The sequence below is a fragment of the Halobacteriovorax sp. JY17 genome (assembly GCF_002753895.1).
GTDB lineage: Bacteria > Bdellovibrionota > Bacteriovoracia > Bacteriovoracales > Bacteriovoracaceae > Halobacteriovorax.
Genome location: NZ_NJER01000001.1, coordinates 1273813 through 1287737, shown reverse-complemented (window position 1 = coordinate 1287737; position 13925 = coordinate 1273813). Strand labels below are relative to the sequence as shown.

Annotated in this window: 20 protein-coding genes; 7 read left to right on the top strand and 13 right to left on the bottom strand. The window is 35.8% G+C overall.

Annotation, left to right across the window (positions count from 1 at the left end):
* Positions 1-52 precede the first annotated feature (52 nt).
* The 8 genes from CES88_RS05845 to ung all read right to left on the bottom strand — a co-directional run bounded on the left by CES88_RS05845 (position 53) and on the right by ung (position 6091).
* On the bottom strand, positions 53-802 hold the full coding sequence (locus tag CES88_RS05845; protein WP_290732305.1) for a methyltransferase domain-containing protein: 750 nt from the start codon (positions 800-802) through the stop codon (positions 53-55).
* Entirely contained in the window at positions 786-1604 is an 819-nt protein-coding gene (truA, locus tag CES88_RS05840; RefSeq protein ID WP_290732302.1) for a tRNA pseudouridine(38-40) synthase TruA, read from the bottom strand. Before truA ends, CES88_RS05845 begins: the two co-directional genes overlap by 17 nt.
* 10 nt (positions 1605-1614) lie before the next feature.
* Positions 1615-1986, bottom strand: a complete 372-nt coding sequence (locus CES88_RS05835) for a hypothetical protein (protein ID WP_290732299.1) — start codon at positions 1984-1986, stop codon at positions 1615-1617.
* Positions 1987-2040: 54 nt separating this feature from the next.
* Positions 2041-2544: a YbaK/EbsC family protein gene (locus CES88_RS05830; RefSeq protein WP_290732296.1), complete on the bottom strand. Its 504-nt coding sequence runs from the start codon at positions 2542-2544 to the stop codon at positions 2041-2043.
* A gap of 285 nt (positions 2545-2829) precedes the next feature.
* Positions 2830-3555, bottom strand: coding sequence for an ABC-2 family transporter protein (locus CES88_RS05825; protein WP_290732293.1), 726 nt, complete (start codon positions 3553-3555; stop codon positions 2830-2832).
* Between the two features lie 65 nt (positions 3556-3620).
* Positions 3621-4334: an ABC-2 family transporter protein gene (locus CES88_RS05820; RefSeq protein ID WP_290733275.1), complete on the bottom strand. Its 714-nt coding sequence runs from the start codon at positions 4332-4334 to the stop codon at positions 3621-3623.
* An 85-nt stretch (positions 4335-4419) separates the two neighbouring features.
* Positions 4420-5412, bottom strand: a complete 993-nt coding sequence (locus CES88_RS05815) for an ATP-binding cassette domain-containing protein (RefSeq protein WP_290732290.1) — start codon at positions 5410-5412, stop codon at positions 4420-4422.
* On the bottom strand, positions 5396-6091 hold the full coding sequence (gene ung / locus CES88_RS05810) for a uracil-DNA glycosylase (protein ID WP_290732288.1): 696 nt from the start codon (positions 6089-6091) through the stop codon (positions 5396-5398). Before ung ends, CES88_RS05815 begins: the two co-directional genes overlap by 17 nt.
* Positions 6092-6142: 51 nt before the next feature.
* On the opposite strand from ung, the gene CES88_RS05805 reads away from it, so the two are divergent.
* Positions 6143-6472 carry an acylphosphatase gene (locus CES88_RS05805; RefSeq protein ID WP_290732286.1) on the top strand — a complete coding sequence of 110 codons (330 nt, stop codon included), beginning with the start codon at positions 6143-6145 and terminating at the stop codon, positions 6470-6472.
* Here CES88_RS05805 and CES88_RS05800 read toward each other — a convergent pair.
* Together CES88_RS05800 and CES88_RS05795 are read right to left on the bottom strand one after the other, a co-directional pair.
* Positions 6469-7350, bottom strand: a complete 882-nt coding sequence (locus CES88_RS05800; RefSeq protein ID WP_290732283.1) for a serine protease — start codon at positions 7348-7350, stop codon at positions 6469-6471. The two genes, CES88_RS05805 and CES88_RS05800, sit on opposite strands and share 4 nt — an antisense overlap.
* A 93-nt stretch (positions 7351-7443) precedes the next feature.
* A complete protein-coding gene (locus CES88_RS05795) occupies positions 7444-8337 on the bottom strand; it encodes a 1,4-dihydroxy-2-naphthoyl-CoA synthase (protein ID WP_290732280.1) in 894 nt (297 codons plus the stop codon).
* Between the two features lie 102 nt (positions 8338-8439).
* Between CES88_RS05795 and CES88_RS05790 the strand changes: the two genes are divergently transcribed.
* Positions 8440-8913, top strand: coding sequence for a YbaK/EbsC family protein (locus tag CES88_RS05790; RefSeq protein ID WP_290732277.1), 474 nt, complete (start codon positions 8440-8442; stop codon positions 8911-8913).
* Complete coding sequence (locus tag CES88_RS05785; RefSeq protein ID WP_290732274.1) at positions 8910-9956, top strand: ABC transporter ATP-binding protein; 1047 nt, start codon at positions 8910-8912, stop codon at positions 9954-9956. Before CES88_RS05790 ends, CES88_RS05785 begins: the two co-directional genes overlap by 4 nt.
* On the opposite strand, the gene CES88_RS05780 is transcribed toward CES88_RS05785, so the two are convergent.
* Positions 9953-10183 carry a hypothetical protein gene (locus CES88_RS05780; RefSeq protein ID WP_290732271.1) on the bottom strand — a complete coding sequence of 77 codons (231 nt, stop codon included), beginning with the start codon at positions 10181-10183 and terminating at the stop codon, positions 9953-9955. The genes CES88_RS05785 and CES88_RS05780 overlap by 4 nt on opposite strands.
* Positions 10173-11150 (bottom strand): FecR family protein, encoded by a 978-nt coding sequence (locus CES88_RS05775; protein ID WP_290732268.1) that lies wholly within the window; start codon positions 11148-11150, stop codon positions 10173-10175. Before CES88_RS05775 ends, CES88_RS05780 begins: the two co-directional genes overlap by 11 nt.
* Before the next feature lie 214 nt (positions 11151-11364).
* On the opposite strand from CES88_RS05775, the gene CES88_RS05770 reads away from it, so the two are divergent.
* A complete protein-coding gene (locus CES88_RS05770; protein ID WP_290732265.1) occupies positions 11365-12324 on the top strand; it encodes an FHA domain-containing protein in 960 nt (319 codons plus the stop codon).
* A gap of 8 nt (positions 12325-12332) precedes the next feature.
* Positions 12333-12767 (top strand): D-aminoacyl-tRNA deacylase, encoded by a 435-nt coding sequence (dtd, locus tag CES88_RS05765; RefSeq protein ID WP_290732262.1) that lies wholly within the window; start codon positions 12333-12335, stop codon positions 12765-12767.
* A gap of 1 nt (position 12768) precedes the next feature.
* On the opposite strand, the gene CES88_RS05760 is transcribed toward dtd, so the two are convergent.
* On the bottom strand, positions 12769-13002 hold the full coding sequence (locus CES88_RS05760; RefSeq protein WP_290732260.1) for a hypothetical protein: 234 nt from the start codon (positions 13000-13002) through the stop codon (positions 12769-12771).
* A 188-nt stretch (positions 13003-13190) separates the two neighbouring features.
* On the opposite strand from CES88_RS05760, the gene CES88_RS05755 reads away from it, so the two are divergent.
* A complete protein-coding gene (locus CES88_RS05755; protein WP_290732257.1) occupies positions 13191-13454 on the top strand; it encodes a hypothetical protein in 264 nt (87 codons plus the stop codon).
* Between the two features lie 111 nt (positions 13455-13565).
* Positions 13566-13922: a hypothetical protein gene (locus tag CES88_RS05750; RefSeq protein WP_290732255.1), complete on the top strand. Its 357-nt coding sequence runs from the start codon at positions 13566-13568 to the stop codon at positions 13920-13922.
* Positions 13923-13925 lie beyond the last annotated feature (3 nt).

Below are 13925 nucleotides of genomic sequence, written 5' to 3'. Positions count from 1 at the left end.
ACTCCTTAGTAGAAGTATACAATGAGAGGGGGGGTTCTTTGAGATAGAAAAATTAGCCTCTCTTAATAATAAGAGCTAAGCGACTAGTATTACAAGTATCATGTAGTTGAATGTTTTTGTCGGCTTCTTTGTTTTTTATATTCCAGAGATTGAAATAACCTTCATCTACAAATAAGTCATTATATTTTTCTAAGAGATCTTTAGAGGACTTCCAAAAGTTGAAGTCATCTTTCGTAAAATCTGTAAGAGAGTATTCTAAATGTAGACTTTTTATTGCTTTTAAAACTTTTGAATTCTCAAATTCTTCCATGGTTAATGTGAAGATGATGATAATTTTTCCATGAGAATCGAGGAGACTAAGTAGCTTCTTAAAGTACTTCTTGTAATTATTAATCATATAGAATGAATCAATGAGTATAATAGTAGAATATTTGGAAGAAAAAGAGTGTTCTAGAAATTTTCCTCTTATAAATTGGGCCGACTTTGTTTTCTCTGGGCATATTGAGAAATCAATACCCGTTGCAGTTAGTTGAAACTTAGAGCTTAAGTACTTCGTCAACTCCCCATTACCACTACCAATATCTAAGAGAGTGGAAGGCTTCATTCTTTGAAGTTCTTCTTCTAGGAATTCTCTCTGATTTACACTCAGAGTATTCCAGCAGGAGAAGTCTACGCCGTGGAGTTCTTGGCAGTAGGATTTATAAGATTTTGACTTATTAATGTCCATGTAAGTTCTTGCAAAAACTTCTGGAGCATTCTTTAAAAAAAATAAATTATTAATGAATTTATTGAATCTCTTCATTTTTCTTCTTCTTTGACTTAAGCCCTTTAAAGGGGTCACGTATAAAGTCTATTCTATTTAAGTAGAGTCCTGAGCCTGGACTAATAAATCCTGTCTTTCTAAACTCTGTCGTTTGAAGAGACTCAAGAATATCTTCTGTACTAGTTTTTCCAAGACCAATATTGATAAGAGTTCCCATGATTATTCGAACCATCTGTTTTAGAAACCCACTTCCTTCGATGATTAAGGCAAAAGAATGAGCACAGTCATTCTCTTGTATAATTCTTTGGTCCTCTACAATTTCACAGCGATATATTTCTCTTACTTTCTCTGAATTCTTTGCGGCCTTAAAACAGAAGTTTGTGAAGTCGTGAGTACCGACAAATAACTTTGCGGCTTCCTGCATTTTTTCTAAGTCTAATTTCTCTTGAATATTATGAAAGTAGGGAGACTCTAAATCTTTTTTTTCATTTTTAAAAATATAGACGTATTCTTTCTTACTCGCAAAGTAGATGACCTTGAAGTGATTATAAGTTCTTTCACAACGCTTCACTCTTATATCATTGGGGAGAGTTCTATTGAGCCCTTCGAGTAGATCAATAGGTTTGAAGTCTTCTTCTATTTGGACAAAGCAAATATTTGCTCTAGAATGAACTCCCGTATCTGTCCTACTAGAACCCATAGTTCTAATTTTCTTTGAAGTTGTAATTTCTTTAAGGGATTTTTCAAGAGTCCCTTGAATGGTATTGAACTCTTTTTGTTTTTGCCAGCCAAAGTAGTTTTGGCCATCGTAAAAGAGTTCAATATTATAGAAGTATTTCATAGAGGATAATTTAGATTATCCCCATATCTTTACCTTTCTTTAAAAGGTTCTCTTTATCTTCTTGGCTCATACCAAGAATCATTTCTTGAATAGATTCAAGTTGCTCTGGAGTCATATTCGCCATCATATCTTGGGCCTGATTCATGAAGTTATCATCAAGAACCTCATCTTCAAACTTATAGAAAACTACCTTGTCTACAGTAAGTTCACTATGATGACCTTCCTCTTTCAATACATCTAAAACTTTATTGAAACTGAGTCCTTTATTGTCTGCAACTTCGTACATTTTCTCTAAAGGAAAAGAAATACTCTTTTCTGGATATCCGTGATTGCGCAGGTTTTTTAAAACTTGTTCTTTAAAGTTATCGAGTTCTTGTGACATAATTTCCCCTTTGGAGATATTTTTCCATACTTAGGGGAAATTGTCACGAAAAGGCTAGTAATCTAGGTCTTTACAGACAAAGTTGTCCTTGTGCAGCTTAGATATATTTGCGAACACGGGTCTTTCAATTCTGATAAAATCCTCTAGCGAACATTTCATTGCATCAGTATGTGTGCCAGCATTGAAGTAGATTTCCGAATCTTCTAGTAGGCTCGTCGAAGCTATAATATCCATTCCATAGAGATGACCAAAGATAGGAGTTGTTCCTATTTCGCAGTCATTGAATGCTGTCTTTAATTCTGTCTCTGAAAATAAGGTGACATGCTTTGCTCCTAGTTCCATTTCAAGATGTGCTATATCTAACTTGTCACTGGCCGGGAGTATCGCAAGGTATTCTCTGTCATCAGCATGAATAGCGATAACTTTTGCAAGTTGATGTTTGGGACAATGGATGGAGTGAGCAACATCTTCTGCTGTGTATGCTGCGGGGTGTAGTATGTGTGAATACTTCACTTTCTTGGAGTCTACGTATGCTGTAAGTTTCTTTGGTACTGTCATAGAAACCCCCTTATATGCCAATCTTAGTGAGAAAGTGTGAATGAAGTATAGATAAACTTAAGATGTATATTAAAGATTATATGAATAATCAGCTATTTAGATAGTCAAATCTCATAATTATCAAGAAATCTTTAAGTTGTTTCTCTTGTATGCGGTGGATTATCCTGCTAAATATTAGATATAGAAGTTTTTCACAAAAATTAATTTTATCTTGAGGAGCAATCCTCATTAAGGCCTCGGGTACAAATTAGCAGCGCATATCGTGCCCGAGGCCCCATATAAGACCTAGCTTGAAGCTGACTCATATTGATTAATTGCCTTTTTCCAAATAAATTGTAAGACTCCGAAACTAATTATGATCGCTATGATGAGATAGATTAAATAATCCCATGCGGAGTGATCAAAGAGAAAGTGTACGGGAGCTGAGCCAATCAAAAGTATTGGCACTGCGATTGTGAAAACTTTTCGTGAGAGTGAAGAGTAAATAAAGTTAGGCCACCGACTTAAATTTTGAAATTGCATTCGTAGAAAATTAATACCCATGCCTTCTGTCATCCAAAACATACTTGTTGAAATTATGAATTCTAGAATTGCAAGTAAGGTAAAGCCTAATAAGACAAGTGCGGGTAGTGAGATCCAAGAGATGAGATCTAGCTCAACTCTTCTTCCGAAGTAGATGAGACAGGCCCAGACGACAGCAGTATTACAAATACTCGATGTTCTTATATGTCTAAAGAAGCAGGTGAAGATAGAGCTGATAGGCTTTAAAATAGTAAAGTCCATATTTCCTGATTTTATATCTCTAGATAGAACCCAAAAACTTTCACTAATTAGAGTCATGTGAAGGTGATCAATACACAACATAAATGAAATGAAGAACATGAGTTGGTCTTTATTCCATGGGCCAATAGTTTGAACATGATCAAAGATGAAGCTGACTGTCATTAGGCTTGAGAAGTAGAAGAAAATATCCATCAATATAAGTAGAAAGAAATTTAATCTAAAACTCATTGACTGAGAAAAGCTAGTGCTAACAAACTTTCTGTACACACTTAAGTGGTGTCTGATTTCTCTTATCACATTCCCGCCGCAGTATAGAGTTTCATTCCTCTTTTCCAAATCAACTTATTAATAAGAGCAAAGAGTATTGTCCAGCCAATGATAATAAGTGGAGCCGTCGTTAGAAGAGGAAGTTTTCCTTGAAAGATCTTAATCGGGTAGTAGCTCAGATAAGGAAATGGAGTGTAATTTAAAATTTTCACTGCCCATGCAGGATAAAGTTCTAGTGGGAGAATAGCTCCAGAGAGAAATGCAGACATAATTTGAAGGAGTACTCTGAGTATCCAAGTTTCCTCAAGCCAAAATGAGAGAATTCCCGTCATATATTGAAGGGTGAACCACATAAGGCTAACAAGAAAGCAAAAGATGTAGCCATTGAATAAAGTTACTAGGGTAATACTTTCAAAAATTCCTAGTAAGAATATTGAGAGAATCGTTATTCCTGAAATAAAAGTCTGTAAGAATTGAAATGAAATAAATGAAGCCGTATGAAATTCCCAAAAATTAAATGGATAAATTAAGTAAGTAGAAATTCTTCCCATTCGTATATCTTCTGCAAGGTTATGGGAGGCGTATCCTCCTGCAATGAGAGAAACCACTAAACTCCAGGCGTGATAGTTAATCATTTGAGAAAAAGAGTAGCCTTGTATGATTAGATCTTGAGTCCCATTATAAATAGAAGACCAGAGATTATACTTTATAAAGAAGAATACTAGTGAGGGGCCAATCACTTGTAGAAAGAAATTAAACCTGTAAGCAGTTTGTGTGGACCACGAAATACGGATTGTCTGAAGCCACTTAGATAGGTTAGGGAAGTTACTTATCACTGAGTATCTCTGGATTTTCGATTAAGGTCTTCATCACTTTTTCTATGGGAAGAATTTCCGTATTAAAATCTGTCACTTCAAATTCTTGAATAATCTTTGAGCTAGCTGATCTAAGTTCTTCTTCAGGAATTAAGAGTTCAACTTTTAAATCTGAAAGGCTCCACTCAGGTCTATAATTCGAAAAGAGAGAGCTTGTTTTATCTACAGAATTCTTAAAGTGAAAAGAAACTCTCTTTTCATGCCCGAGTATATTTTCAAATTCTTCTATAGCGCCATCGTAGGCCTTCTTCCCTCCGAGAATGAGAACAATTCGAGAACAGAGCTCTTGCACGTCGGCCATATAGTGAGAAGTTAGAATTATCGTACACTTATTCTTTTGGTGATAATCTTTTATAAATTGTCTAATGCTCTCCTGTGCTACAAGATCTAGTCCAATAGTGGGCTCGTCTAAGAAGATTACCTCTGGAGAGTGGAGAAGAGAGGCCATGAGTTCCATTTTCATTCTCTCTCCAAGGGAGAGTTTTCGCACGTGAATATGCAAGAGATCTTTGACTTTTAAAATTCTACTCATGTGCTCAATTTTTATTTTAAATTCCTCTTCTGGAATTTCATAATACTTTTGCAAAAGAAGAAAGGAGTCCATTGCAGGAATATCCCACCAAAGCTGAGACTTCTGTCCCATCACGAGGGCTATTTTCTTTCTAAAAGATTTCTCTCTCTCGCTTGGATTATGTCCTAGAACGTTTATCTCTCCGTTTGAGGGAACTATAATTCCCGTAAACATTTTCATCAGAGTTGTTTTTCCCGCACCATTTGGCCCGAGTAACCCAACAATTTGTCCACTTGGTATGTCTAGGTCAAAACCTTCGACTGCATTTTTTAGAGTGTAATCTCTTTTGTAGAGAGATTCGACAGAACCCATAAAGCCAGGTTTCTTTTTATAGCTCTTGAAGCTCTTCGTTAATTTATTTGTTGTTATCATTAATATTCCAATTAATTTCTTCTAAGCCATTAGTTCTTAAATAGTGATTACATTGTGAAAAAGGTTTACTGCCAAAGAAGCCTCTATAAGACGATAGAGGAGAGGGGTGAACAGACTTTATAATAAAATGCTTTGTTGTATCTACTTTCTTTGCTTTCTTTTGAGCGCCGCTTCCCCAGAGAATGAACACGACATTCTCGCACTCACTATCAACGAGCTCAATGATTTTGTTCGTGAATATTTCCCATCCTTTCTTTTGATGAGAAGCCGCTTCAGATTTTCTAACTGTCAGCACGTCATTTAAAAGAAGAACTCCTTGTCTTGCCCAACTGGTAAGATTTCCATGGAGTGGAATTTCAAGCTTTAGGTCGTCAGCAATTTCTTTATAAATATTTCGAAGTGAAGGAGGGATTTTAACTTCCTCTAAAACGGAGAAGCTAAGTCCATGGGCCTGCCCTTCTCCGTGATATGGGTCTTGCCCGATTAGAACTACTCTTACTTTATTTAAAGGAGTTTGATTTAAGGCCTCAAAAATATTTTCTTTTGGTGGATAAATAACTTCTTGGTTTTGCTCTTCTTGGGTAAGAAAACTTTCTAAATTTTTAAAATATTCTTTTTTAAATTCATCTTTTAGTAATATTTTCCAACTAGAATGTAAGGGGATATTTGTTAAATTCATTTCTTAAATTTATACACTTTGATACTATTTAGCAAAGCTAAGGTGAGTGATATGAAAGAAAGTTTTAAAGTATTTGGAAAGGTTCAGGGAATAATGTTTAGGCAGACCTTTATTAGGTCTTGTCATAGGCGTGGATTGGTCGCAGGAGCCACAAATAACACTGAAGATAGAGGTCTCGTCACTTGTAGTGTTGAGGGGGAGACCAACGAAGTTTACAAGCTTAAAAATGATTTATTAGAATTGAAAGAGCTTAATTCATGGGGCTCTCATGTTGAACGTCTTGAGGTGATGGAAGATTTTCAAGAGATTTCTGCTCACGAAGTCACGACTGATAATGTAGACTCTTTTAAGTGGACTGATGGCGTGAAGTTCTTTCTTTAATAAATATACTTTTCAAAAGGAATTGTTGTAATTCTAGAAACATCTTCGCCACGACAATTTCCCTCTTTGCAGATCATGAGATCGTAGCATCCAAGTCTATTTACAAAATCTTTTTCTCCTCTTACAAGGATTCCTTCGACTTCTAAAGTTTCTTCATTAACAACCGGAGAACCTGAGTTCATGTGAAAGGCATCTAGTTCGGCAACGAAGTAGTGTGGAGCAATATCGCTTCTTATTTTCCCGTTGGTTGCCACCTTTAAAGGAAGGCCACTTGGAAATCCAATTAGTGAAAGTTTTGTCTCAGGGTCCATTTTTCCATACTTTCTATAGTTGAGGGGAGTCCTATCAGTAACTTTTCGGTCTAATTTTATTATCGCCCAATCTTCTAGTGTTTCATCTTTAACTAGCTTTCTCTCTAAAATCTTTGAACACTTATAGATATTAGAGTTTGGAATTCGGTAGCGCTTATAAGGACCTTCTTTCTCTCCGAGTAGATCAATTCTGTAATCAAAGACAAATGATTTTGAATTACAGTCCCAATCAGTTTTAATACAATGACCCGCCGTAAGAACTACGTCAGGGGCAATAAGAACAGATGAGCATGAAGCGGAGATAATTTGGTTCTTAAAAGGTACGCTTGGGCAATATTCGATTGTATCTTCTAACGTTAGAGAAACTAATTCTGTTTTTTCTCCAATTTTCTTTAAGGAATAATTTGAAATAATCGCAGCAACAGATTTTGAAGCCTCTTCTATTCTACTATTTTCAAGCTCAAAGGGTTCGTAGCGATCATCTTCGCCATAGATTACTTTAAAAGGACCAGCATTTATCTTAAGACAAATTAGAGGAAGAATTAAAAAGAGTGAGGCTTTTTTCATGAGTGAAATGTAGTGATTATCACCCTCTTTGGCCATTAGGTGATAATCTTTACATTGAACATCTGCGTCAAAACACTTTTTATCTACTTGAAATTAGAAGTGATAAGGAAAGCTTGAGAAGTCTTGATCTCTCTTTTCTAGGAAAGCGTCTCTTCCTTCTCTGGCCTCATCAGTTCCATAAGCGAGCCTTGTAGCCTCACCTGCAAATATCTGCTGACCAACTAGACCGTCATCTAATAAGTTAAAACCAAATTTTAACATTCTCATGGCAGTAGGCGATTTAGAGTTTATTAATTTTCCCCATTCAAGAGCAACATCTTCGAGTTCGTTATGAGGAACAACTTTATTAATCATTCCCATATCGAAAGCTTCCTGAGCAGAGTAGTTAAGACCTAGGAAGAAAATTTCTCTCGCTCTCTTTTGTCCACATTGTCTTGCTAGGTAAGCGGAGCCGTAACCAGAGTCAAAGCTTCCAACGTCAGGATCTGTCTGCTTAAAGACAGCATGCTCTTTACTTGCAATAGTCATATCGCAAACCACGTGTAGAGAATGTCCTCCGCCAACTGACCAACCAGGTACAACGGCGATAACAACCTTAGGCATAAATCTAATGAGTCGCTGAACTTCTAGAATATGAAGTCGTCCAAGTTTTGCTGGATCTTGTTGGCCTTCATCGCCAACATACTTATAACCATCCTTTCCTCTGATTCTCTGATCGCCACCAGAGCAGAAGGCCCAGCCTCCGTCTTTAGGTGAAGGACCATTACCTGTGATTAGGACGCAACCTACGTCAGAGCTCATTCTCGCGTGATCTAGGGCGTGATAGAGTTCATCTACAGTTTGTGGTCTAAATGCATTTCTGACCTCTGGTCTGTTGAAAGCAATTCTTACAGTACCTTGGTCTTTAGCGCGGTGATAAGTTATGTCTGTGAAGTTGAAACCAGGAACTTCTGTCCAAAGTTCTGGATTAAAAATATCTGAAACCATTTTGTTCTCCTTAAATGTAATTGCCTTTATTCATCTCTTTTTAAAATGTGTCAAATTTAGAGTGCTTCTTTACAGTTTCTGGCCCATTGTGTAATTTTGGCCATGGATAAGACAGAGCAAATAAGAAAATTCCTAGAAGAGAATTCAGTCACTTATAAAGAAGTTGATCATGCAGCGGCAGAAACGTGTGAAATGTCGGCAGAGCTTCGCGGTGAGAAAATTGAAATTGGTGGAAAGACACTACTCTTTAAAGATAAGCAGGGGTTTAAACTCTTTGTCATTTCGGCGGCCCTGCAAGCAGACTCTAATAAAATTAGAAAGATCTTAGGCTCTCAGAAACTACGCTTTGCTCATGCGCAAGAGTTAATGGAGAAGTGCTCAGTAGTGAAAGGGGCGCTACCTCCATTTGGAAGACCTCTACAAGATTTTGATCTCTACATAGACGAATCAATATTTCTCAATAAGTCTATCGCATTCAATGCAGGAGTACTGACAAAGTCGTTTATCTTAGATATTGAAGACTATAAGAAATTAGTAGAACCAGTAATCTGTAAATTTAGTAAGGACATTCTTTGAGGCCATTACTTCAAGTTAGAAATTTAAGAAAATCATTTGATCATAAATCTATTGCGGCGATTGAGGATCTATCTTTTGAATTAATGAGTAACGAAATTGTAAGCATTATTGGTCCAAGTGGGACTGGAAAGAGTACCCTCGTAAAAATGATTGCTGGAATTATTTCAAGTGATGAGGGGGACATTACATTTCTTGATGGAAGAGATTTAAATTCTTTTAAAGCATCTCTCTCCTATGTTCCTCAAGAGCTATCTCTTGATAATAATAAGACGGTCTTTGAGAATATTGGAGTTCATTTAATTGAAGAAAATGAAGAGAAGAGACATCATGCGATTAGAGATATGATTGAGGTCTTTGGGCTACAATATAAAGACCATAAATTTCCAAGTGAATTATCTACTGGTCAAAAGAGTAGAGTGGAGATGGCAAAGGCCCTCGTGACTCATCCTAAACTCCTTGTTCTGGATGAGCCTTTTGCTAATCTGGATAGAAGTCTAAGAGATGAAATTAAGAGTGAACTCGTAGAAATTTTAAAACTGAGAAAAATCTCCGCTCTCATCGTGACTCACAATCTTGAAGATGCCTTTTCCCATTCTGATAAAATTATGGTTTTAAATGACGGAATAATTAAGCAATACTCTTCGGCAAGAGAGGTCTATACAAGGCCAAGCGATGCATGGGTGGCAAGCTTCACTGGCTCTGTAAACCTTATGGCCGGAAGTGTTTTGAAGATAGAAGGTGAGAATTATACGCAAAGTAATAAATTAGACAGCTTTAAAGTTAAGTGCTTTGATTCAAGAATTAAAGAAGGTGACTTTGCTTATACTCTCATTCGTCCTGAAGCCTGTTATATATCTGAAAATGGAAAGTACAAAGGCAAAGTAAAGAGGATTATCCACATGGGCGCAAGCTTTGAGGTATGGGTTCAAATCGAAGGGATTGAAAAGTTTAAAATTCTTGCAACTCATTCAGATAAGGTTGAGTTAAAGAGATCTATACGCTTTGATATTCATCTTGATCAGTGTCAACTACTTTCAATCTAATGAGACATACACTTATTTTCTTTTGCTAATTGCTTAGTGATGTCTAGAGCATCTTCTTTTAAATACCAATGAGAGTTTATTTTTTTTCCATTGATCTTTACTTGGTAGAGGCTATCTTCCCAGTGCTTTTCAAGAGAGCAAGTATCAGTTGTTGGAATAATTTTAGCCGAACCACAGCTTGTGATAAATAGAGTAATAGTTAAAAAGGTTAGAGTTTTATAAATCATAGTCAAATTCATCACAGTCTCTCTCTCTTCTAAATCTTTCTAACTCACCACTTCCTGGAAGTGACTTATAAAACCAGTAGAAGCATTGATTATCGGCCCTGAGTTCTTCTCTTCTAAGAATTGCATCTCTAATATCAGAAGGCTCTTTCTTTAAGTTTCTTCTCTCTTGTATTTTAATTTTTTCTTTTTCTTCTTTTTCTTTTTCATCTTCACTTCCACCAAGAATTAGTCCAAGAGCACCAGTTGCACTACCTATCGCAACTCCTACTTTTGGAAGAGGGGGAGAGGAGGCGCTTATGTCAGGAAAGAGGTCTTTCATTTCTTTAATTTTTCCCGTGACATCGGCTAAATTTGGAAGAAGGCTTAGTTCGTCACTTAATAACTTCTCTACAATTTTAGGATCAAGTCTTCTAACTTCTTTAGAGAGTTGATAAGTATTGGTATTGATGGCCTCTCCAGCTTTTAGAGTAAACTCTTGTGTCTGTGCAATTGTTGTTTTTAAATTTCCCTCTAAAAGGGCCACATCTGAAACACCTTTGGCATTTGCGATATAGGAATTGGCTAAAAACTCTGTTCCTCTAACTCCTACAGAAACTTGATTCGCTAGAAATTGTACGCTTTGATTTTCTGAAACCTTTTCTTGAATTTTAGCCCGGAAATTTCCCCTAATAAAATTAAAAATATTTCTTCGATCTTTCTTAGAGTACTTCTTAATTTGAAGCTCACTATTGGGGCCAAGAATAAGGTTAGTTCTATCTAAGAATGAAATCTTAATGAGGGACTTCTCTCCTGTTGTTACTATATCAAGTTCATTTAGAAAGGAGCCCTTACTTAGTGGAGACTTTGCATTATTTCTTTGGACACTGGCTTCTCCCTTTATGAGAATGATTTGGCCGACTTCAAGCTCTTCGCCATATACTTGGAAGAGGAGTATATTTAAAATTAGTGTAAGAGTTAGGAATCTCATTACTTCTCCAGAAATATCTTTTCTTTAGTTTATCGACATAAAAGGGTATTTTATTTAGTAATGCCAATTGTTCTTTGCTTACCAATTAGTAATAATCAATGAAAAAACAACGTCTTATGATTCTTTTCTAAATTATACAGGAGAATGACCGATAGAATTATATACTAATATATAAGATATATTATTAGTTTTACCATTTGGGAGGATTTCCACCGTGTCAGATAAAGCAGTACCATTCTTTTTTGATTCAACTAAAGAAGTAGTCATAGAGTTAAGTGATAATATGACTTTTGGAAGAAATAAGGAGTGTGACTACTCTGTTATCGATCATAGAGTGAGTGGTGTGCATTTTAAGGTCGTCGTTAAGAAAGATGATGTTTATATCATCGATCTTGAGTCTTCAAATCGAACAAAGCTAAATGGTGCCGAAGTTTCGCCTAATCAAGAAATGAAATTATCTCTTAAAGATAAGGTAAAGTTTGGTGAACAGCAATTCTACTTCTTTTTTGAGCCAATAGAGACTTTCCACATTCCAGAAATAACAAGAACTCTGACGATTTCAAATACGGCAGATATTGTTGATGAAATGCTTGGAGAGCCTTCAGACTATAAAGGAATCAACCTTTCTCTTGGAAGTAATAAGAAGGGAAATCCTCTTGCTGAATTAAAGAAGTCAAAGGCCTTAGTTGATGAATATGAGCAAGCATTAAGATTAGCTTTAACTGAGATTGAAAACAGAAATGCAGTCTCTAAAGAATATGACAGCTTGATGATGAAAATTGAAAATAGTAGACAAGAGCTAAGGAATGCAAAGTACGAAGATAAGATAAAAATTGAAGAAGATCATAAGAGCTTTAATTTCTCAATAAATGAGATTAATAATTCTATTAGGGAAGCTCAGGAAAAAATTAATAATTGGAAGAAAGATATCGAAGAAATTCAAAGTAAAGTAGAAGAGGTAAAGAGGCTCGAATTAATTTTTGAATGTCTTGAAAATGATGAAATTGTTGAAGAGAAACTTTCAAAAGAGCTTGAATTTTTTAGAGCCAAGAATTTAGATGAAGTGAAGGCGGATCTCCAAAGAAAAGTTAAAAGTGAATTTGATAATTATAAGAATCTCCAAGAAGAGTATTCGGATATGTTAAAGTATAAAAAGAGCCGAGTAGCTTCTTAAGTTAAAGTATGAAGATAGTCGTTCAAAGATCACTCCAATCCTCAGTCACTGTAAATAATGAAGTCGTAGGTACTATTCCTAAGGGAATGGTACTTTTAGTTTGTATGGAAAAGAGTGATACTGATCAATCAGTCCAAAAAGCTGCTGAAAAAATACTAAATTTAAGAATCTTTTCGGATTCTGAGGGAAGAATGAATGAGAATATATCTAAGTCTGGTGGAGAAATTTTAGCCGTCAGCCAATTCACACTCTCTTGGCCTGGAAAGAAAGGCAATAGACCTAGTTTTGATAATTCCATGGAGCCAGAACTTGCTAATAATTTCTTTGAGAAATTCTGCAATCTATTAGAGCGGAGTATCGTTGTGAAAAAAGGGATTTTTGGGGAAAATATGCAGGTCACTATAGGCAATGATGGGCCAGTGACCTTCTTTCTAGAATTCTAACTTACTTGTGATTTAAACCAGTAGAGTTTGCTCTATTTTCTTCATCTTTCTCGGCCTTAACCGCAGATTTCCAAAGTCCAGCAAAAATAGCAAAGAGGATTATGAAAAATACCAGAATGTGAACTACTTCAATTTGTAGAGATGTCGCCACCATTTCGTGATTTCTGGCGGGAACCATAACTTCACCTTTTGGAACTATTGATGTCTCATAAACTTTTACATTCTCATTACTCATAGAGTCATTCCTCATATAACAATAAATTTAAAGATAATTACCTAATATATTTACATTAAAAGACCATAATGGTCACGAAAAAGGCGAAATTTTTCTAAAAATAATTAAAACGAGAGTATTTGATTAAAATACTAAAGTATTTCTCTTGAATTATCGATAGGTCAATTACAGAAAACAAGGGGAATAAAATGAAAAAGATTTTAGCACTTAGTGCTATGGGTTTAATGTTCGCGTCTTGTTCTAGTGGAAATGTTGCTTCAAACTCACCAGCATTGGCCGAGAGGCATGTAGCCTCTCTCAATCAGCCAGTATGCACGGTGGAGCATCATTCAAGGAACAAGAACTGGTACAGGCTCTCTGTTAACGGTGAACCTCATAACGAGCATTGGTATAGCAAGAAGCAAGTTATGCGGATAAAGAATAACTATGTTCAAAAAGGTAAATGCCAATAATTAATCTCTAAGCCTCACTCTCAAAAGTGAGGCTTTATCAGTTTTTTTCATTTCTCATTTAATCTATTAGTTCTCATAATAAATATATATTTAATCAAAAAGGAGTTTGATATGGCCAAGCTAATTAGGTTAGTCGCGGTTTTTAGTATTCTTCTACTTTGCGTAGAAGCATTTTCTAGTGAAGAAGTAGAGTCTGATAAGTCGAGAGGTAGAGTTATTCAAGGACATGTTATCTATGGTCCGACACTCACTTGTGAATTGTGGAATGATTCTTATAGACCAATCCGTGTGATGAATTATACTTACGACATTTACTTTAGAAATAGATTTGGGCAAGTTGAACTTGCAAAGAGAACTTTCGATTGTCGCTACAATTGTAGAGTGAGAAGTCAAACATCACAGGTTTTTACAGGGCCTTTGAATAATGGACCAACTATTTCCGCCAATTGCTTTGCATTTGTAAGATAAGAT

Bases quoted from the DNA above. Each gene is read 5' to 3' on its own strand.
- CES88_RS05795 (WP_290732280.1), bottom strand. From the start codon at position 8,337: ATGGTTTCAGATATTTTTAATCCAGAACTTTGGACAGAAGTTCCTGGT.
- truA (WP_290732302.1), bottom strand. From the start codon at position 1,604: ATGAAATACTTCTATAATATTGAACTCTTTTACGATGGCCAAAACTAC.
- CES88_RS05815 (WP_290732290.1), bottom strand. From the start codon at position 5,412: ATGATAACAACAAATAAATTAACGAAGAGCTTCAAGAGCTATAAAAAG.
- CES88_RS05755 (WP_290732257.1), top strand. From the start codon at position 13,191: ATGAAAAAGATTTTAGCACTTAGTGCTATGGGTTTAATGTTCGCGTCT.
- CES88_RS05750 (WP_290732255.1), top strand. From the start codon at position 13,566: ATGGCCAAGCTAATTAGGTTAGTCGCGGTTTTTAGTATTCTTCTACTT.
- CES88_RS05830 (WP_290732296.1), bottom strand. From the start codon at position 2,544: ATGACAGTACCAAAGAAACTTACAGCATACGTAGACTCCAAGAAAGTG.
- CES88_RS05790 (WP_290732277.1), top strand. From the start codon at position 8,440: ATGGATAAGACAGAGCAAATAAGAAAATTCCTAGAAGAGAATTCAGTC.
- CES88_RS05775 (WP_290732268.1), bottom strand. From the start codon at position 11,150: ATGAGATTCCTAACTCTTACACTAATTTTAAATATACTCCTCTTCCAA.
- dtd (WP_290732262.1), top strand. From the start codon at position 12,333: ATGAAGATAGTCGTTCAAAGATCACTCCAATCCTCAGTCACTGTAAAT.
- CES88_RS05845 (WP_290732305.1), bottom strand. From the start codon at position 802: ATGAAGAGATTCAATAAATTCATTAATAATTTATTTTTTTTAAAGAAT.
- CES88_RS05780 (WP_290732271.1), bottom strand. From the start codon at position 10,183: ATGATTTATAAAACTCTAACCTTTTTAACTATTACTCTATTTATCACA.
- CES88_RS05835 (WP_290732299.1), bottom strand. From the start codon at position 1,986: ATGTCACAAGAACTCGATAACTTTAAAGAACAAGTTTTAAAAAACCTG.
- ung (WP_290732288.1), bottom strand. From the start codon at position 6,091: ATGAATTTAACAAATATCCCCTTACATTCTAGTTGGAAAATATTACTA.
- CES88_RS05825 (WP_290732293.1), bottom strand. From the start codon at position 3,555: ATGAGTTTTAGATTAAATTTCTTTCTACTTATATTGATGGATATTTTC.
- CES88_RS05805 (WP_290732286.1), top strand. From the start codon at position 6,143: ATGAAAGAAAGTTTTAAAGTATTTGGAAAGGTTCAGGGAATAATGTTT.
- CES88_RS05760 (WP_290732260.1), bottom strand. From the start codon at position 13,002: ATGAGTAATGAGAATGTAAAAGTTTATGAGACATCAATAGTTCCAAAA.
- CES88_RS05800 (WP_290732283.1), bottom strand. From the start codon at position 7,350: ATGAAAAAAGCCTCACTCTTTTTAATTCTTCCTCTAATTTGTCTTAAG.